The organism is Bradyrhizobium nivariense, from assembly GCF_029846695.2.
Lineage (GTDB): Bacteria > Pseudomonadota > Alphaproteobacteria > Rhizobiales > Xanthobacteraceae > Bradyrhizobium.
In genome coordinates this window covers 152,643-170,502 of the sequence record NZ_JARWCR020000011.1, presented here as the reverse complement: position 1 = coordinate 170,502, position 17,860 = coordinate 152,643, and the positions used below count along the sequence as shown (strand labels likewise).

The window sequence follows — 17,860 nt, the reverse complement described above, 5'->3', positions numbered from 1 at the left end:
GTCAAAACCCGCCGGAAGCTGCGCACTCACCTCCGGCCAATGATCCAAAATCTCAGGACGAATCTTCATCCCAAGCTTGAATCATATCGAGATTCTTTGTGTCCAGAGCTAAACCTAGCGCGAATGACCCCAACCCTCTCCCCGTAAGAACGGGGAGAGGGAAAAAAAAGAGAACGGGGAGAGGGAGAGGAAAGAGCCGGGGCGAGGGATAAGAGAGGGGAAAATGTCCAATCTGTTCGATCTTCTGGTCGCGGGACTTGCCACCGGCGCGATCTATGCGCTGGTCGCGGTCGGCTTCACGCTGCTGTGGCAGACCTCGCAGACCATCAATTTCGCGCAAGGCGAGTTCGTGATGCTGCCGGCGTTCCTGATGCTGGCGGCGATGCATGCCGGCGCACCGTTCTGGCTCGCGATCATCCTCGGCATCCTGCTCTCGATGATCCTGCTCGGCCTCGCCTTCAAGATGCTGCTGGTCGATCCGATGATGCGGCACGGCGTATTGCCGCTCGCGATTGCGACCATGGCGCTGGCGATCGGCATCAAGGAGGCCGTAAAACAGTTCTTCAGCGCGGAGGCCTCGCCCTTCCCGTCGATCGTACCGACGGGCGATATTGCAATCCTCGGTCACAACGTGTCGCTGCAAAGTATCGGCGTCCTCGTCCTCGCCATCCTTGCCGTCTTCGGCTTGACCGCGCTTCTCAACCGCACCTCGCTCGGCCACCAGATGCAGGCGGCGGCGCAGAACCCGACTGTGGCACGCATCATCGGCGTGCCGGTCGAGCGGATGATCCTGCTGACCTTCCTGATCAACGCGTTCCTGGTCGCTCTCGCCTCGCTGTTGATCACGCCGATCTACCTCGCGAAATTCACATCCGGCGAGGTGCTGGGCCAGGCCGCCTTCATCGCCGCGATCGTCGGCGGGTTCAACCAGGTGCGCGGCGCGATCGCGGGCGGGCTCCTGATCGGCGTGCTCGACAATCTCGCGGCCGCCTACATCTCGACGCAATACCGCGCCGCCGTGCCGATGATCTTCCTGATCGCCGTCATCCTGTTCCGGCCGCAGGGCTTGCTCGGCCGCGCCGAGGAGCGCACCGTATGAGCGGCTTCGCCAAACCTCTGAAGATCGCGCTCGGCCTCATCGTCATCGCTGCGCTGATCGTCGTCCCCATGAACTTCAACCGCTATGGCCTGTTCATCCTGAGCCAGTGGGCGGTGATGGCCATCGCCGCAATGGGCCTCAACCTCACGCTCGGCTATGCCGGCCAGGTCTCGCTGGCGCAGGGCGCCTTCGTCGGCATCGGCGCCTACGCGGCAGCGATCATGACCACCCATGGCTGGCCGCTGCCGGCGGCGATCGTCGTCGCGATTGGCTTGAGCTTCGCGGTCGGCTGGGTGCTCGGCTATCCCGCGCTGCGGGTGCAGCACCACTACCTCGCCTTCGTCACGCTCGCCTTCTCCACCCTGGCCTTCCTGGTGTTCCGCAATGAGAGCTGGCTCACCGGCGGCATCTACGGCATCTCCAATATCCCCCGCCCCCATATTTTCGGGATCGCGACCAGCAAGCCGCTGCCGTTCTACTATGTCTGCCTCGGCTCGCTCGCGATCGTCTCGCTGGCGGTGTGGTGGCTGATCCGCTCGCCCTGGGGCCGCGCCTTCATGGCGCTGCGCGAAAATCCGCTGCGCGCGCAATCGCTCGGCGTCGACACGCGCCGCTATACGCTGATGGCGTTCGCGATCGGCTCGGCGCTCGGTGGCGTCGCCGGCGCGCTCTATGCACCGCTGACGCAATATATCGATCCCGTGCCGTTCAACCTGTCGCTCTCGCTCGACCTGCTGATGATGGTGATCGTCGGCGGCGCCGGATTCTTCCTGGGTCCGTTCCTCGGCGCGATGATCGCCGTGCTGCTGCCGGAATGGCTGCGCTTCACCGAGGGCTATTATCTGATGCTCTACGCGATCGCGGTGATGGGGCTGCTGATCTGGTCGCCGACCGGCATTTTGGGAATCCTCGATCGCTATCTCGCCGAACGCCGCACCAAGGCGGCCTCCGCGCTGCGCGCCGTCGCGAAATCCCGGCTGGAGACGGTGCAATGAGCGCGGTCCTCGAAGTCACCGACATCAAGAAGAACTTTGGCGGGATCAGCGCCGTCGGCGGCGTCTCTTTCGACGTCCGTGAGGGTGAGATCCTCGGCCTGATCGGGCCGAACGGTTGCGGCAAGTCGACCCTGTTCAACTGCATCCTCGGCCAGCTCACGCCAAGCGGCGGCGAGGTCAAGCTCGACGGCAAGGTCGTCACGGGCTTGCGCCCCGCCGAGCTCAACAAGCTCGGCGTCAGCCGCACCTTCCAGCTGTTGCAGGTGTTTCCAAAACTCTCGGTGCGCGAGAACCTGATCCTCGCAGGCCAGGAGCACCAGGGCAACATGGCCTCGCGCCTGATCGGCCGCTCCGATGCCGGACTGACGGAGGCCGCCAACCAGATGATCGGATTTTTCAAGCTCGATCATCTCGCCGACGAGCCGGCCGGCGGTTTGTCCTATGGCCAGCAAAAACTGCTCGACGCCGCCATGGCCTTCATGGGCGGACCGCGCCTGGTGCTGCTCGACGAGCCCGCCGGTGGCGTCAACCCGTCGATGCTGACGGACCTGAAGGAGCGGCTGGTCGCGATCAACCGCGAGAAGAATGCCACGTTCGTCGTGATCGAGCACAACATGGAATTCGTGATGTCGCTGTGCTCGCGGGTGATGGTGATGGCGGAAGGCAAGGTGCTGGCGATGGGACGGCCGGACGAGGTCCGCAAGAACCCCGCCGTGATCGAAGCCTATCTTGGACATTGAGGAGTGGAGATGAGCGACACGATCCTCTCGGTTCACAATCTCGTCGGCGGCTACGGCAAGATGACGATTTTGAACGGCACCACCTTCGCCGTGCCGCAGGCGACCATCACCACCATCATCGGCCCGAACGGCGCCGGCAAGTCGACCGTGTTCAAGGCGATCTTTGGCCTGTTGAAGCTGCGCGAGGGCAAGATCAGCTTTGCGGGCCGCGACGTCACCAATTTGAGCCAGCGCGCGCTGCTCAACGCCGGCATCTGCTACGTGCCGCAGGGGCGCAACATCTTTCCCGAGCTGTCGGTGCGCCACAATGTCGAGCTCGGCGGCGTTTCCGCGGACAAGGGCATCGACCTGCAGAGCCGGATCGAGGCCGCGCTCGACCTGTTCCCGGCGCTGCGGCGGAAATCGACGCAGCAGGCTTCCACGCTGTCCGGCGGCGAGCAGAAGCAGCTCGAAATCGCCCGCTCGCTGCTGCTCGAGCCAAAGCTGGTGCTGATCGACGAGCCCTCGATCGGCCTGTCACCGTTGATGGTGCAGCAGACTTTCGATATCCTGAAATCCCTGCGCGACCGCGGCGTCACCATTCTGATGATCGAGCAGAACGCCCGCTCGGCGCTGGAAATTTCCGACATCGGCATCGTGCTCGAGCTCGGCCAGACCCGCATGATCGACAAGGCCGAGCGTATCCTGAACGATCCGCGCATCGGCCAGCTCTTCCTCGGCGGCGCCATGGAGGAGAGCGCGGCATGAGCATGAGCATGCGCTTGCGCATCGGCGTTGCCGGCGCCGGCCTGATCGGCCGCCGCCATATCGCGCTGATCGACGCCTCTCAGGATTGCGTGCTCGCCGGTATTGCCGATCCCTCACCGGCCGCGAAGGACCATGCGCAGGCGCGCAACACGCCCTGGTTTGCGGACCATCGTGCGCTGCTCGCGGAGGAGAAGCCGGACGGGCTGATCATCGCCTCGCCGAACGCACTGCATCTCCAGATGGCGCTCGACTGCGCGGAGGCCGGCGTGCCGGCGCTGATCGAGAAGCCGGTGACCGATACGGTCGCGGCCGCGCAACGACTGTGCACCACGATCAAGCGGAGCGCCGTTCCGATGCTTGTCGGCCATCACCGCCGGCACAACCCGATCATCAAGGCCGCGCGCGAGACGGTCGCGAACGGCAGGCTCGGCCGGCTCACCACAATCGTCGGACTGTGGCTGCTCAGGAAACCCGACGACTATTTCGAGGTCGCCTGGCGGCGTGAGCAGGGCGGCGGGCCGCTACTCATCAATCTCATCCATGACATCGACAATCTCCGCTTCGTCTGCGGCGAGATTGTCGAGGTGCAGGCGCTGACCTCGAACATGGTCCGCGGCTTTGCCGTCGAAGACACCGCCGCATTGCTGTTGCGCTTTGCCAATGGCGCGCTGGGGACAGTGACGGGGTCGGACGCGACCCCGGCGCCGTGGAGCTGGGAACTGACGTCGGGCGAGAACCCCGCCTACACCCAACAGGACCAGCCCTGCTACATCCTCTCCGGCACCGCGGGCTCGCTCGCCGTGCCGACCATGGAGCTGTGGTCTTATTCCGGCAATTCCGGCTGGCACACGCCGCTGTCACGCGAGACCATTGCTCCCCCGTCATTGGATCCGCTGGCCGAGCAGCTTCGGCATTTCTGTGCCGTGATTGCTGGCCGCGAGCAGCCTCTGATCTCAGTTGAAGATGCGATGGGAACGCTCTCCGTCGTCGAGGCCGTCAGCGAAGCCGCGCGCACGGGCCAAAAGGTATCACCAGGGCGGATCATGGAGCAGGCAGCATGAACAAGCGCTCGATCGCAACGGTCTCCCTCTCCGGCGCCCTGGACGAAAAGCTCCGCGCCATCGCGTCCGCCGGCTTCGACGCGGTCGAAATTTTCGAGAACGATCTGCTGTCGTTCGGCGCAAGCCCGCGCGAGGTGGCGCAGCTGTGCAAGGACCTCAATCTCGAGATCTGTGCATTTCAGCCGTTTCGGGATTTCGAGGGTATGCCGGAGCCGCAGCGGTCGCGCAATTTCGCCCGCGCCGAGCGCAAATTCGACGTGATGCAGGAGCTCGGCACCGATCTGCTGCTGATCTGCTCCAACGTGTCCCCCAGCTCGCTCGGCGGCATCGACCGCGCCGCGGATGATTTTCGCGAGCTCGGCGATCGCGCCGCAAAACGGTCTTTGCGGGTCGGCTACGAGGCATTGGCCTGGGGACGCCACGTCAACGACTACCGCGACGCCTGGGAGATCGTGCGGCGCGCCGATCACCCCGCGATCGGCATCATTCTCGACAGCTTTCATGCGCTGGCCCCGGGCTTTCCGGTTCGCGCGATGGCCTCGATCCCCGGCGACAAGATCTTTCTGGTCCAGCTTGCGGATGCGCCGAAGCTCGAGCTCGACATCTTGTCGTGGAGTCGGCACTTCCGCTCCTTCCCCGGCCAGGGCGATCTGCCGGTCGGCGAGTTCATGGCGGCGATCGCGGCGACAGGTTATGCCGGGCCGCTGTCGCTGGAGATCTTCAACGACCAGTTCCGCGCCGGCTCGGCCGTGCAGACCGCGGTCGACGGCCTGCGTTCGCTGATCCTGCTGGAGGACCAGCTTGCACCGGATTGGCCAAAGCTCATCAGCGAGCCCTTGGCGCCGAAGGCCAAAAGCCGCGGCACGGGCTTCATCGAGTTTGCCGTCAACGAGACCAAGGCCGGCGAGCTCGCCCGCCTGCTTTCGCAGCTCGGCTTCCGCAGAAGCGGCAAGCACCGCAGCAAGGCGGTGGAGCGCTGGTCGCAAGGCAAGGTCGAGCTCGTCATCAACTCCGAGACCGATGGCTTTGCGCACTCGCACTATGTCACGCATGGCCCCGGCGTCTGCGCCATCGCGCTCGATGTCGACAATGCCGGCCTCGCGATGCAGCGCGCCGAGACACTGAAAGCGCGCACCTTCTACCAGCCGGTCGGGCCGGGCGAGCTCGAGATTCCCGCGATTCACGGCGTCGGCGGCAGCCTGCTGTATTTCCTGGATCAGGCCGGCAAGAACTGGGACACGGATTTCGAACAGGTACCGAGCGATGCCGGCGTGGACGCCCTACTGGCCGTCGATCACATCGCGCAGTCGATGCCCTATGACGAGATGCTGTCCTGGCTGCTGTTCTACACCGGCATACTCGACCTCAAGCGGCTGCCGCAGATGGAGATCGCCGATCCCAGAGGCCTCGTGCAGAGCCAGGCCGTCATCAACGGCGACCAGAGCCTGCGCTTCGTGCTCAACGGATCATCCGCCAACCGCACGCTGCCGGCCCGCTTCATCTCGGAGTTCTTCGGCTCGGGCGTGCAGCACGTCGCGTTCACATGCCGGGACATTTTTGCGACGGTCGCGGAGATGCGCAAGCGCGGCGCGGACTTCCTGGATATCCCGGATAATTACTACGACGACATCGAAGCCAAATACGACCTCCCGCCGGAGCTGATGGCGCAGCTACGCGCCAACCACATTCTCTACGATCGCGAAGGCGACGGCGAATTCTTCCAGGTCTATACGCACATCTTCGACGAGCGATTCTTCTTCGAGATCGTCGAGCGAAGGGATTATCAGGGCTTTGGCGCGGCAAACGCCGGGATCAGGCTCGCCGCGCAGGCCCGCGAAGTGCGGCCTGCGAGCATGCCAAGAGTGTAGGAGCCTCTTCTCTTCTTCCCTCTCCCCTTGTGGGAGAAGGGCAGCGTGCATCGCGGCTACTCCGAGCTCACTTCATCGCGCATTTGTCGTGGAAGCGATCCTGATCGTTTTCGACGATGGTCGCGACCGTCTTCAGCGAGAGCTGGCCTTCGCCGTCCTTGACCACGTCCTGGAGGTAGAAGCTCTGCACCGGGATGTGGTTCTTGCCGTACTTGAAGGGACCGCGCAGCGACTTGAAGTTGGCCTTCTCCATCTCGGCCTTCATCGCGTCCTTCTTGCTGGTGTCGCCCTTCACCGCGACCACCGCGCTGTTGATGAGCTGGGCCGCGTCATAGGCTTGCGCGCCGTAATAGGTCGGGCGGAGGCCGGTGTACTTCTTGCGATAGTCGGCGACGAAGCGCTTGTTCTGCTCGTTGGGCAAATCGTTCACCCATTCCTGCGCGCCGGGAACACCGAGCGCGTTCTCCTTCTGCAGCGGCAGCGACAGCTCGTCGACGGTGAAAGCCGTGTAGAGCGGCATCGTGCTCTTCAGCCCGGCCTGCGTATATTGGTTGAGGAATTGCACGCCGGCCGCACCGGGATAGAACACGAAGATCGACTCCGCGCCCGAGGCGCGCGCTTTGGACAGCTCGGCGGAGAAGTCGAGCTGGCTCGGCCAGACCGTGTATTCCTCACCCTTGACCTCGCCCTTGAACGTGCTCTTCACGCCCGCGAGCATGTCCTTGCCGGCCGCATAGTTCGGCCCGATCAGGAAGACGCTCTTGACGCCCTTCTGGTTCATGTAGAGGCCCATGGCGGCCGGCGTCTGGTCGTTCTGCCAGGATGTCGAGAACACGTAGGGCGAACAAAGATCGCCCGCGAGCTGCGACGGGCCGGCATTGGCCGAGATCAGGAAGGTCTGCGAATCCACCGCGGTCTTGAGCGAGGCCAGCAGCACGTTCGACCAGATATAGCCGACGATGAAATCGACCTTGTCGGACTGCACCAGCTTCTCGGTCTTCTGCTTGCCGACGTCGGGCTTCTGCCCGTCGTCCTCGTAGATCACCTCGACCGGCTTACCGCCCATCTTGCGGCCGATGTGATCCAGCGCGAGCTCGAACGAGTTGCGCATGTCGTTGCCGATCACGGCGGTCGGGCCGCTGAAGGTCGAAACGAAGCCGATCTTGATGGTGTCGCCGGCGAATGCCGGGCTTGCCAGCACCAGCGCCGCTGCGCCCGCCAGCCAGAATGCCGTCCTCATAGCCACTCCCCTCCGTATTATCATGCCCGGAAGCGGGGTGATCGCCGCCCCGGGTCGTCTCTTTAGAGCGCATAATCCGTCGAGCCGCCAATGGCTCAGCGCCTGCCCTGCACCATATTTCGCCCCAATCGGCGATAGCAAGAAATATAATTCTACTCACTTCGATCGAGGCTGCGGCGCTTTTTCGCGGAATATCGATACACTCGATACACTCGATGCCCTTGGCCTATTCGGCGATTGATGACCGCTATTGGACCGCGGCGCCCAGTTCGCACTTAAATGGAAGAGCACAGCAGCGAGATTCGAGGGCCGCATCATGACCACGACACCGCACCGCGTCGTCATCGTCGGAGCCGGCTTCGGCGGGCTGGAGACGACCTACCGGCTGGCCGGCAGCCCGGTCGAGATCACGCTGATCGACCGCCGCAACCATCATTTGTTCCAGCCGCTGCTCTACCAGGTCGCGACCGCCTCGCTCGCCACCAGCGAGATCGCCTGGCCGGTCCGGCACCTGATGCGCGACCGGCGCGACGTGACGACGCTGTTTGCGACCGTCAGCGGCGTCGATGCCGACAGACGCTGCGTGCTGATCGACGACGGCAGCGAGGTGCCTTACGACACGCTGGTGCTCGCCACCGGCGCGCGGCACGCCTATTTCGGCCACGACGAATGGGAGCAGTTCGCGCCGGGGCTGAAGACGCTGGAGGACGGCACCACGCTGCGCCGTCACATCCTGGTGGCGTTCGAGCGCGCTGAGCGCGAGACCGATCCGGAAAAACGCGCGGCGCGGCTGACCTTCGTCATCGTCGGCGCCGGCCCGACCGGCGTCGAGCTCGCCGGCACCATCGCCGAGATGGCGCATCACACCTTGCCCGGCGACTTCCGCAACATCGACACGACCAAAGCGCGCGTGGTGCTGATCGAGGCGGGGCCGCGCGTGCTCGCAGGTTTCGCCGACGACCTCTCGGCCTACGCACAGGAGTCGCTGGAAAAAATCGGCGTGGAGGTCATATTGGGACAGCCCGTCACCGAGATCAATCGCGAGGGCGTGGTATTCGGCGGCAAGCTGCTCGAGGCAAAGACACGAATCTGGGCCGCCGGCGTCCGCGCCTCGCCCGCGGCCGAGTGGCTGGGCGCGCCGGCCGACCGCGCCGGGCGCGTGCAGGTCGAAGACGACCTCACGATATCAGGTCGTCCCGAAATCTTTGCGATCGGCGACACCGTTGTGATCAACGCCTGGGAGGGCAAGCCTGTGCCCGGCATCGCGCCGGCCGCCAAGCAGCAGGGACGTCATGTCGCCGACACCATCAAGGCGCGGCTGCGCCAGGAGCCGACCGGCCCGTTCCGCTACAAGCACTCCGGCAGCCTCGCGCAGATCGGCAAACGGCTCGCGGTGATCGACTTCGGCCGCATCAAGCTGCGCGGCACCATCGCGTGGTGGATCTGGGGCATCGCCCACATCTACTTCCTGATCGGCTTGCGCCACCGCCTCAGCGTCGCCCTGAGCTGGCTCTGGATCTACGCCCGCGACCAGCGCGCCGCGCGGCTGATCACGCAGGGATCGAGCAAGGTGGTGGGGTGACGCCTCTTCTCCCTCTCCCCGCTTGCGGGGAGAGGGTCGGGGTGAGGGGGAGTCTCCGCGGGGACGATGAGATTTGAACACGCGGAGAGCCCCCCTCACCCGGATCGCAAGAGCGATCCGACCTCTCCCCGCAAGCGGGGAGAGGTGAAGGGAGAGCGGCGCTCGCGGCTACGGCTACTTCACCAACTCACACCCACCCTCTCCGAGCGGACGGAACGCCTGCTCCGCCGAAATGGTCGAGACCAGCTTGTAATAGTCGTACGGATATTTCGACTCCTCCGGCTTCTTCACCTCGAACAGATACATCGGATGCACGACGCGGCCGTCCTGGCGGATCGTGGTGTCGCCGAACAGCTTGTCCTTGCCCCTGAACTTCTTCATCTCGGGCACGGCGTCCTTGGCATTGTCGCTGCCGGTCGCGGCGACCGCGTTGAGATAAGCGAGCGTGGATGCATAGACCCCGGCCTGGTTGCCGCTCGGCATCTTGCCGTTCATGCCGGGTCGCGCGGCGAAACGCTTGGCGAAGGCGCGGGTGTCGTCGTTCATGTCCCAGTAGAAGGCTTCCATGAGCTGCAGGCCCTGGGCAACCTTGATGCCCATGCCGTGGACGTCGTTGATGAAGAGCAGGAAGGCGACGAGCTTCTGTCCGCCCTGCTGGATGCCGAACTCGGCGGCCTGCTTCACCGCGTTGATGGTGTCGCCGCCGGCATTGGCGAGCCCGATCACCTGCGCCTTCGAGCTCTGCGCCTGCAACAGGAACGACGCGAAGTCGGACGTGCCGAGCGGATGCTTGCTGGATCCGATCACCTTGCCGCCATGCGCTTCGATGTATTTCTGCGCCTCCGCCTCGATGCCCTTGCCGAGCGCATAGTCGACCGTGAGGAAATACCAGTCCTTGCCGCCTCGCGACATCATCGCGGCAGCCGTGGTGTTGCCCGTGGCCCAGGCGTCGTTGACCCATTGAATAGTATTGGGCGAGCAGGCCTTGCCGGTGAGATCGGAGCTCGCGGTGGACGATGCCAGGAACGTCATGCGGCTGTCGCGCAGCAGCGTGTTGATGGAGAGACCAACGGCCGAGTTCGGCACGTCGACGATGGCGTCGACGCCCTCGATGTCGAGCCATTTGCGCGCGATGGCGTTGCCGACATCGGCCTTGTTCTGGTGATCGGCATAGACGATCTCGACCTTGATGCCTTTGCCGCCGCCGTTGAAATCCTCAGCCGCCATGCGCGCGGCCTCGACCGAGCCCATGCCATTGGTGTCCTGGAAGATGCCGGAGATGTCGTTGAGCACACCGACGCGCACGACATTGTCCGAGATCTCGGCAGTTGCCGCGCCGCCAATCAAGCTCGCGGCCAGCGCAAGCGTCCACTTCAGATATTTCATGATTCCCTCCCCTGTTGATGTGTTGCCGCGCCGGTCGTTGCCGGCGCGTCTGAAAACTTAGACTTCTCGAAAATCGGACCTGTCGAAAATCAGACTTGTCGTTCCGGCAGTTTCAGCACGAGCCCGTCGAGCGCGGGCGTGATCATGAGCTGACAGGACAGCCGGCTATTCGGCAGCCGCTCGGTCGCGGTGCCGTCGAGCAGCGCGTCCTCGTCATCACCCACCGCCGGCAGGCGCGCGAGCCAGGCGTCGTCGACATAGACGTGGCAGGTCGCGCACATGGCGTTGCCGCCGCATTCGGCCAGAATGCCGTCGAGACCGTGACGGGTCGCGGCCTGCATGGCGCTCTCGCCGTCGCTGGTTTCGATATGGTCGGACTTGCCGTCGGGATGGATGAAGGTGATGGCGGGCATAAAACTCCTCGTCAGGCCGGGGTGATGGTCACAGGCAGGCTGTCGAGCCCGCGCAGCGTGTTGTTGAAGCGGCGTTTCGGCTCGCCCGTGATCTCGATCCCAGCGATGCGCTTCGCCAGTGCGGTCAGCATCACCTCGCCCTCGAGGCGCGCGACGAGCTGGCCGACGCACATGTGGATGCCGGAGCCGAAGCCGACATGGCCGGAGCTGCGACGCGTGATGTCGTAGCTGTCGGGCTTGTCCCAGCGCCGCGGATCGCGGTTAGCGGCGGCGAGGAACATCAGCACCTTCTCACCCTCGCCGATCGTCGCGCCGGACAGTTCGACCTCGCGCGTGGTGGTGCGAAAGAACGTCTGCACCGGGCTCTCGAAGCGCACCGCTTCCTCGAAGGCGTTGCGCGCGAGCGTGAGATCATCGCGCAAGCGCTGCCACTGGTCGGGAAAGCGCGCGAGGCAATAGACGGCAGCACCAATGCCGTTGACGGTGGTGTCGAGGCCGGCGGACAGCAGCGAGCGCACCAGCAGCGGCGCCTCGGTCGCGGTGATCTCGCCGTCGTCGACACGGGCGTGAATGCAGGCGCCGAAGCCACCAGGCGCGAGATTGTCCCGCTGGCACTGCTCGGTGACATAGGCCTGATGCGGCGCCGAGCGCGCGATCGCGTCCTGCCGCAGCTGGTTGGGCGGACCGAAGGCGTTGAACACCAGGCTTGCATAGGGAATGAGATGCTCGCGACCTTCGGGCTTCAGGCCCAGCGCATCCGGGAAGATCGAGAGCGGATAGGCCTCCGCGAGATCGGTGATTGCATCGAAGCTCCGCTTCTCCAGCAGCGCGTCCACCCGTTGCTCCGCCGCGGCGGCAAAACGATCGCGCACCTGCTTCATCACGGTCGGCGACAGCACTTTTGACAGCACGGCGCGGGTGCGGGTGTGCGCGGGCGGATCGGCCTCCAGGATCAGGCTCGGCGGCCGCCATGGCGTCTCCTTCTTGAAGTCGGAGAGGCCGACGCCGCGGCTGGAGCAGAAGGTCGCGGGATCATTCAGGACGGCATGAACTTCGGCATAGCGCGCCACGCCATAGACGTTCCACTTGTCGAGATAGACGACAGGTCCCGCCTCCCGCAGCAGCTCATGCGTGGGATAGGGGTCGGCAAAAAAATCCATCGCGAAGGGATCGACGTCGAGATGCGGGACAGCGGACGAACCGGTGATTTCCGGGGAGCTGGAAGTGCTCATTGAGGTCCTCCGTCATTTTGATCTTGTGAAAGGGCCGCGCTTACCCTTAGGTCTTCCGGCACGCAGCGAGACAGAATCCCGATATGCCGCCGTCTTCGACCAGAGCCCGCCAAAAACCTGCGCCCGCTGAGACGGGACCGACCCTCGATCTCGACCGCTACGTCCCCGCGTTCATTACCTTCATCGCCAACAAGCTCTCGAACAGCGCCACCGCGTTCTATCAGCGGCAGTTCGGCGTCAACGTCACGGAATGGCGGATCATGTCGCTGCTGGCGATCGAACCCGGCATTCCCGCCTCGCGCATCTGCCACGTCATTGGTTTCGACAAGGGCCCGGTGAGCCGGACGCTTGCCGGCCTGGAAAAGCGGGGGCTGATCTCGATCCGCACCGACCCCAACGACGGGCGCACCCATTCGATCTCGCTGACGGCGAAGGGCCGCGCCATCCATGACAAGGTGATCGTCGCGGCATTCGAGCGCGAGCGGCGCCTGTTGTCCTGCCTCAACAAGGACGAGCGCGAGGTGCTGATCGACCTGTTGCGCCGCCTGCACGAGAATCTCGGCGCGGTGACCGGCAGCACCGAAACCTGACGGCCCGCGCACCGGGCGTCGGCCCCTGTCATTTCCAGGCATGCGCCGGCATTCGCCCGCGGCACCCTCTCTGCCGAGCATTGCTTCCTCCGAGATCCGACGCGGCGGTTCCTCCCGCCGTCATCCTTGTCTGGAACGGTTCGCATAAATTAGTTGCTTAGGCAACAAAAGAATCAAAAGCGAGAATGCGGCAGGGCGGCTGGCTTATTGCGAGCTGCCTCACTCCCTCTCCCCGCCCTTCGCGGGGAGAGGGTGGGGTGAGGGGCCTCTCTCCGCGTATGAAAGTGCTGTGAGACCTGTCCCCCCTCATCCGGATCGCAAGAGCGATCCGACCTCTCCCCGCAAGCGGGGAGAGGTTAAGGGACGAGTTCCGCCTTAATTAGTGAACCGCTACAGAGCGATCCACTCGTCCGACATATCGTCATTCAACCGCATCACCGCATCGGCACGGCGCATCAGCACGGCGCGCTGGTTGATGTAACCCTTGTCGGTGATCTCGCCGCCATCCACCGACGGCGGCTCGGCGAGCAGCAGTGCGCGCGTGGCGTGGCCGGAGGAGTTGGCGCCCTGTTGCTTCAGTTTCGCGAGACCCTGCGCGATCGCGGCTCTGACCTTGTCATGCGCGAGCGCGTCGTTCACGGCTGCGGTCTCGGGCAGGCCCGCATGCGCGCGGCAGGCAGCGATGTTCGGAAACACCAGGAAGCGCACCTCGTCGCCGCCGTGGCCGGTGACGACGATGTCCTGCGCGAGCGGCGCCAGCGCGGCGATGCCGGCGACGCGCAGCGTGCCGACGCTGACCCAGGTGCCGGAATTGAGCTTGAAGTCCTCCGCGACGCGGCCGTCGAAGAACAGGCCGCGCTCGGGCCGTCCGGCGTCGGCGAACTTCACGGCGTCACCGATGAGATAAAAACCCTCGTCATCAAAGGCCTGCCTGGTCAGCTCCGGCGCCTTCCAGTAACCCGGCGTGACATTGGGGCCGCGTACGCGCACCTCCAGCTTGTCGCCGGAGGGGACGAGCTTCAATTCGGTGCCGGGTATAGGCACGCCGATATTGCCCGAGCGCTCCGCGAGGAAATGGCAGTCGGTCGCCAGCGGCGACGTCTCGGTCGAGCCCCACGCCGAGACCATCGGCATCGCGCGGCCAACGGTCTTGACGGAGAGCTCTTCGAGCGCGTCCCAGAGATTTTGCGGCAGCGCGGCACCGGCGTAGAACGCGAATTTCACCTCGCCGAAGAAGCGGCGGCACAGCTCCTCGTCGCCGCGCAGCGCCGCGATCAGCATGTCGAAGCCGCGCGGCACGTTGAAATAGACCGTCGGCATCACGCTTCTGAGGTTGGCGAGTGACGTCGCAAACAGACCGGGCGCCGGCTTGCCGCCGTCGATATAGAGCGAGCCGCCATTGCGCAGCACGAGATTGAAATTGTGATTGGCGCCGAACGTATGGCTCCAGGGCAGCCAGTCGAGAATGACGAGATCGTCGCGCCCCTGTTCGAGAAAAGTCCAGGTCTGCGCCTTGGCCTGCTGGCTGGAGGTCAGCATGCGCTGGGTGTTGACCACGGCTTTCGGCGTGCCGGTCGAGCCCGAGGTGAACAGGAATTTCGCGATCGTAGCGGGCGTCACCGCGGCGAAGGCCTTGGCGACGTCGGGGCTCTCGGGCGTTGCCGCGATGGTGCGGAAGGCCAGCGCATCGGTATCGTCTGCATTGCCGCTGATGATCTGCGCACTATGCAGGAGCTTGATCGCGGCCAGCGCCGCCGCAAACGGCTTCGTCGCGGAGACATAGATCGCGCCGGGCTCAAGCAGCGTGATCATGCTCTTGAGTTTGTCAAAATCCTTTGACATCAGTGAATAGGCCGGCGAGATCGCCGCCGAGGGCACGCCGACATGCTGGGCCGCAAGTGCCAGCAGCGCATGATCGATGCCGTTGTCGGAGAGGATCGCGAGCGGGTGGTCTGCGCTGAGACCTTGCGCCAAAATCCAGGACGCTGCCGCGCGCACCTGGCGCAGCGCCTGCGCATAGGTAACGGCGGTCCACGGCGCTTCGGTGCTGCTGCGCTCCGCGAGGAAAATCGCATCGGGCCTCTGCCGCGCCCATTGCTCCAGCCAGTCGCCGATGCAGCGTGCGCCATCGCGCAGGGGCTCGGGCGAGCGCAGCACGATGCTGCCGTCGGCGCGATGCTCGGCAACGGTTCTGGGTGTCGCGAACAGACTCGAAGCATCACCGCGTGAGGCGGCTGTCATGGTTTCCTCCTCGCCCGGAAGCCGGGATCGGCCGCAGCCTCGTCGCGGGCCGCGTTGGCCACAATGTTGGGCATGGCAATTGTTGTCGTCAACAACAAACTTCCGCTGACGCGGCGAAGACGCTACAAGAATGGCCCGACGGGAGACGCGACGTGACAGCCATTGCAGCCCAGACTTCCCCACGCAAACGCGCCGGCAACGGCGCCGCGCGGCGGATCGACGCCGAGGGGATCGGCCTCGATGCGCTGGTCGGCCACGCCGGCTATGCGGTGCGACGCTTCCAGATCTGGATTTTCCAGGACTTCGTCAAAACGCTCGGCAATGTCGACATCCGGCCGACGCAATATTCGGTGCTGACGGTGATCGGCGCCAATCCCGGCCTGTCGCAGATGGCGGTGGCCAAGCGCCTCGGCATCGAGCGCGCGCGGCTGGTGCATCTGCTCGACAGCCTCGAACAGCGCAAGTTGGTGAAGCGGATCAAGTCGAAGACGGACCGGCGCTCCCACGCCCTGCACCTCACGGCGCAGGGCGAGACGGCGCTGGCAAAATTCAAGCGCCTCGCCGCGGAGCACGAACGGCATGTCGAGGCGAAGATCGGCAAGGAGAACCGGGAGCGGCTGCTGCGAATCCTCGCTGACTTCACCTGATCCAGACTGCCTAATATTTGCGCAAATTCTCCGTCGCAGGGCGATGGCATGACGGCCCGACCGATCCTCGAAATATCCCACAAGCCACTGATCTCTCGATAATATCCGCAGCACTTGTCCTGCCCGGATTCTGTACACAATGGCACATCGCTTGCTTCGATCCGGGTGAAGAGACGTAGCCGGAGTTTTGTCGCCATGAGGGCTGAAATGGGGGCTGAGCAGCCTGAAACGATCGCCGCGATTGTGGCCGCGCATCGCGCGGGCACGCTCACGCCGGCGCAGACGGTCGCGCGCAGCTATCAGCGCATCCGCGACCACAACGATCCCGCCGTGTTCATCAGCCTGCGCGACGAAAAGGACGCGATCGCGGAAGCCGAGAAGCTCGCCAAGAAGGACGCCGCCAGCCTGCCGCTCTATGGCGTGCCGGTCGTGGTGAAGGACAATATCGACGCGCTGGGATTTCCGACCACGGCGGCCTGCCCGGCCTTCTCGTACACCCCGACACATGACGCGACCGCGGTTCAGCGGCTGCGCGCCGCCGGCGCCATCATCATCGGCAAGACCAATCTCGACCAGTTCGCGACCGGCCTCGTCGGCGTGCGCTCGCCCTACGGCATCCCCAGGAACGCGATCCGGGAGGATCTCATTCCCGGCGGATCGAGCTCGGGATCGGCCACCGCCGTCGGCGCCGGGCTGGTGCCGCTGTCATTGGGCACCGACACCGCGGGCTCCGGGCGCGTGCCGGCAATGCTCAACAACATCGTCGGCCTGAAGCCGAGCCTCGGCATGATCTCGACCGCTGGCCTGGTGCCGGCCTGCCGGACGCTCGACTGCATCTCGGTGTTCGCTCTGACCGTGGACGACGCTGCGCTGGCGCTCTCCGTGATGGCAGGTCCCGACCAGGCCGATCCGTTCTCGCGCGATCGGCCGCTTGGCCCAATCACGCCGCTCCCGACAAACCTCCGTCTCGGCGTGCCGCGCAACGGACAGTTGATCTTCTTCGGCGACAAGAAGGCGGAAGCGGCTTACGCCGATGCGTTGAAGCGCTGGACCGCGCTTGGCGCAACGCTCGTCGAGTTCGATCTCGAGCCGTTCTATGAGACTGCGCGGCTGCTCTACGAGGGACCGTGGATCGCAGAACGCTATCTCGTGATCCGCGACCTGCTCGCCTCCGCGCCGGATGCGATCCATCCGGTGACGCGCGAGATCACCACGGCCGGTGCGCGGCTGACGGCGGCGGAAACTTTCTCCGCGCTCTATCGCTTGCAGGGTCTGCGCAAGATCGCCGAACGCACCTTCACCAATATCGACGCGCTGGTGCTGCCGACGGCGCCGACGGCCTATACGACCGCGCAGGTGCTGGCCAATCCGATCGAGCTCAACAGCCGGCTCGGCATCTATACCAACTTTGTCAATCTGCTCGATCTCTGCGGTCTCGCGCTGCCGGCGTCGATGCGCGCCGATGGCATTCCGTTCGGCATCACGCTGCTTGCGCCCGCCGGCCACGACGCGCTGCTCGCGGGCATCGGGCGCGTGTTTCATGCGGATACCAAGTTGACGCTTGGCGCAAAGGGCGTGGCGCAAGCTGCGCTGGCGCCACTTGCCGCAGGCGGCATCGACGAGATTCCGATCGCCGTCGTTGGCGCGCATCTGTCCGGCATGGCGCTGAACGGCGAGTTGAAAGCGCTGAACGGGCACCTGATCGAAGCGACCAGGACGGCGCCGGACTACAAGCTCTACGCATTGAAGACCACGCCGCCGAAGCCGGGCATGCTGCGCGTCGAAGCCGGCAAGGGCGCGTCGATCGAACTCGAGATCTGGTCGCTGTCGTCGTCCGCCTTCGGCAAGTTCGTCAACGCGATCCCCGCGCCGATGGCGATCGGCACGATCCGCCTCGCGGATGGCCGCAGCGTGAAGGGCTTCCTCGTCGAGCCGGAAGTGCTGGGCGACGCCCGCGACATCACGGCGTATGGTGGCTGGCGCGCGTATATGGCGGAAGCGGCGACGGCGTAGGCGCAT

15 protein-coding genes are annotated in these 17,860 nt (G+C 64.8%); 10 read left to right on the top strand and 5 right to left on the bottom strand.

The features are described from left to right. Positions 1-223 precede the first annotated feature (223 nt). From QCM77_RS12240 to QCM77_RS12215, 6 genes are read left to right on the top strand one after another with little or no spacing between them, the layout of a single operon-like run. On the top strand, positions 224-1,099 hold the full coding sequence (locus tag QCM77_RS12240; RefSeq protein WP_279683821.1) for a branched-chain amino acid ABC transporter permease: 876 nt from the start codon (positions 224-226) through the stop codon (positions 1,097-1,099). Continuing rightward, on the top strand, positions 1,096-2,094 hold the full coding sequence (locus QCM77_RS12235; RefSeq protein ID WP_279666997.1) for a branched-chain amino acid ABC transporter permease: 999 nt from the start codon (positions 1,096-1,098) through the stop codon (positions 2,092-2,094). The genes QCM77_RS12240 and QCM77_RS12235 overlap by 4 nt, the downstream gene beginning before the upstream one ends. Beyond that, positions 2,091-2,834, top strand: a complete 744-nt coding sequence (locus tag QCM77_RS12230) for an ABC transporter ATP-binding protein (protein WP_279683820.1) — start codon at positions 2,091-2,093, stop codon at positions 2,832-2,834. Before QCM77_RS12235 ends, QCM77_RS12230 begins: the two co-directional genes overlap by 4 nt. Positions 2,835-2,843: 9 nt before the next feature. After that, positions 2,844-3,581: an ABC transporter ATP-binding protein gene (locus QCM77_RS12225; protein ID WP_279666994.1), complete on the top strand. Its 738-nt coding sequence runs from the start codon at positions 2,844-2,846 to the stop codon at positions 3,579-3,581. A gap of 2 nt (positions 3,582-3,583) precedes the next feature. Continuing rightward, positions 3,584-4,642, top strand: coding sequence for a Gfo/Idh/MocA family protein (locus QCM77_RS12220; protein WP_279683830.1), 1,059 nt, complete (start codon positions 3,584-3,586; stop codon positions 4,640-4,642). Beyond that, the gene (locus QCM77_RS12215; protein ID WP_279683818.1) at positions 4,639-6,510 is read left to right on the top strand and encodes a bifunctional sugar phosphate isomerase/epimerase/4-hydroxyphenylpyruvate dioxygenase family protein; all 1,872 of its coding nucleotides are present in this window, start codon (positions 4,639-4,641) and stop codon (positions 6,508-6,510) included. Before QCM77_RS12220 ends, QCM77_RS12215 begins: the two co-directional genes overlap by 4 nt. A gap of 67 nt (positions 6,511-6,577) precedes the next feature. Here QCM77_RS12215 and QCM77_RS12210 read toward each other — a convergent pair whose 3' ends face one another. Then, positions 6,578-7,750, bottom strand: coding sequence for an ABC transporter substrate-binding protein (locus tag QCM77_RS12210; RefSeq protein ID WP_279666991.1), 1,173 nt, complete (start codon positions 7,748-7,750; stop codon positions 6,578-6,580). Positions 7,751-8,066: 316 nt separating this feature from the next. Between QCM77_RS12210 and QCM77_RS12205 the strand changes: the two genes are divergently transcribed. Continuing rightward, entirely contained in the window at positions 8,067-9,332 is a 1,266-nt protein-coding gene (locus tag QCM77_RS12205) for an NAD(P)/FAD-dependent oxidoreductase (RefSeq protein WP_279683817.1), read from the top strand. Positions 9,333-9,506: 174 nt separating this feature from the next. Here QCM77_RS12205 and QCM77_RS12200 read toward each other — a convergent pair whose 3' ends face one another. The 3 genes from QCM77_RS12200 to QCM77_RS12190 form a co-directional block, all read right to left on the bottom strand. Further along, positions 9,507-10,718 carry an ABC transporter substrate-binding protein gene (locus QCM77_RS12200; RefSeq protein ID WP_279683816.1) on the bottom strand — a complete coding sequence of 404 codons (1,212 nt, stop codon included), beginning with the start codon at positions 10,716-10,718 and terminating at the stop codon, positions 9,507-9,509. Between the two features lie 89 nt (positions 10,719-10,807). Further along, entirely contained in the window at positions 10,808-11,131 is a 324-nt protein-coding gene (locus QCM77_RS12195) for a 2Fe-2S iron-sulfur cluster-binding protein (protein WP_279683815.1), read from the bottom strand. A gap of 11 nt (positions 11,132-11,142) precedes the next feature. Then, positions 11,143-12,363 (bottom strand): cytochrome P450, encoded by a 1,221-nt coding sequence (locus QCM77_RS12190; RefSeq protein ID WP_279668826.1) that lies wholly within the window; start codon positions 12,361-12,363, stop codon positions 11,143-11,145. An 83-nt stretch (positions 12,364-12,446) separates the two neighbouring features. On the opposite strand from QCM77_RS12190, the gene QCM77_RS12185 reads away from it, so the two are divergent. Beyond that, positions 12,447-12,953 carry a MarR family winged helix-turn-helix transcriptional regulator gene (locus QCM77_RS12185; RefSeq protein ID WP_279683814.1) on the top strand — a complete coding sequence of 169 codons (507 nt, stop codon included), beginning with the start codon at positions 12,447-12,449 and terminating at the stop codon, positions 12,951-12,953. A gap of 390 nt (positions 12,954-13,343) precedes the next feature. On the opposite strand, the gene QCM77_RS12180 is transcribed toward QCM77_RS12185, so the two are convergent. After that, positions 13,344-15,194 carry a feruloyl-CoA synthase gene (locus tag QCM77_RS12180; protein ID WP_279683813.1) on the bottom strand — a complete coding sequence of 617 codons (1,851 nt, stop codon included), beginning with the start codon at positions 15,192-15,194 and terminating at the stop codon, positions 13,344-13,346. Positions 15,195-15,346: 152 nt separating this feature from the next. On the opposite strand from QCM77_RS12180, the gene QCM77_RS12175 reads away from it, so the two are divergent. Together QCM77_RS12175 and atzF are read left to right on the top strand one after the other, a co-directional pair. Next, the gene (locus QCM77_RS12175) at positions 15,347-15,841 is read left to right on the top strand and encodes a MarR family winged helix-turn-helix transcriptional regulator (protein ID WP_279668824.1); all 495 of its coding nucleotides are present in this window, start codon (positions 15,347-15,349) and stop codon (positions 15,839-15,841) included. A 207-nt stretch (positions 15,842-16,048) separates the two neighbouring features. After that, positions 16,049-17,854 (top strand): allophanate hydrolase, encoded by a 1,806-nt coding sequence (atzF, locus tag QCM77_RS12170; protein WP_462804315.1) that lies wholly within the window; start codon positions 16,049-16,051, stop codon positions 17,852-17,854. Positions 17,855-17,860 lie beyond the last annotated feature (6 nt).

What these genes read in the sequence shown, in the direction of transcription:
- QCM77_RS12240 (WP_279683821.1), top strand. Translation starts at nt 224, where the DNA reads ATGTCCAATCTGTTCGATCTTCTGGTCGCGGGACTTGCCACCGGCGCG.
- QCM77_RS12235 (WP_279666997.1), top strand. Translation starts at nt 1,096, where the DNA reads ATGAGCGGCTTCGCCAAACCTCTGAAGATCGCGCTCGGCCTCATCGTC.
- QCM77_RS12230 (WP_279683820.1), top strand. Translation starts at nt 2,091, where the DNA reads ATGAGCGCGGTCCTCGAAGTCACCGACATCAAGAAGAACTTTGGCGGG.
- QCM77_RS12225 (WP_279666994.1), top strand. Translation starts at nt 2,844, where the DNA reads ATGAGCGACACGATCCTCTCGGTTCACAATCTCGTCGGCGGCTACGGC.
- QCM77_RS12220 (WP_279683830.1), top strand. Translation starts at nt 3,584, where the DNA reads ATGAGCATGCGCTTGCGCATCGGCGTTGCCGGCGCCGGCCTGATCGGC.
- QCM77_RS12215 (WP_279683818.1), top strand. Translation starts at nt 4,639, where the DNA reads ATGAACAAGCGCTCGATCGCAACGGTCTCCCTCTCCGGCGCCCTGGAC.
- QCM77_RS12210 (WP_279666991.1), bottom strand. Translation starts at nt 7,750, where the DNA reads ATGAGGACGGCATTCTGGCTGGCGGGCGCAGCGGCGCTGGTGCTGGCA.
- QCM77_RS12205 (WP_279683817.1), top strand. Translation starts at nt 8,067, where the DNA reads ATGACCACGACACCGCACCGCGTCGTCATCGTCGGAGCCGGCTTCGGC.
- QCM77_RS12200 (WP_279683816.1), bottom strand. Translation starts at nt 10,718, where the DNA reads ATGAAATATCTGAAGTGGACGCTTGCGCTGGCCGCGAGCTTGATTGGC.
- QCM77_RS12195 (WP_279683815.1), bottom strand. Translation starts at nt 11,131, where the DNA reads ATGCCCGCCATCACCTTCATCCATCCCGACGGCAAGTCCGACCATATC.
- QCM77_RS12190 (WP_279668826.1), bottom strand. Translation starts at nt 12,363, where the DNA reads ATGAGCACTTCCAGCTCCCCGGAAATCACCGGTTCGTCCGCTGTCCCG.
- QCM77_RS12185 (WP_279683814.1), top strand. Translation starts at nt 12,447, where the DNA reads ATGCCGCCGTCTTCGACCAGAGCCCGCCAAAAACCTGCGCCCGCTGAG.
- QCM77_RS12180 (WP_279683813.1), bottom strand. Translation starts at nt 15,194, where the DNA reads ATGACAGCCGCCTCACGCGGTGATGCTTCGAGTCTGTTCGCGACACCC.
- atzF (WP_462804315.1), top strand. Translation starts at nt 16,049, where the DNA reads ATGGGGGCTGAGCAGCCTGAAACGATCGCCGCGATTGTGGCCGCGCAT.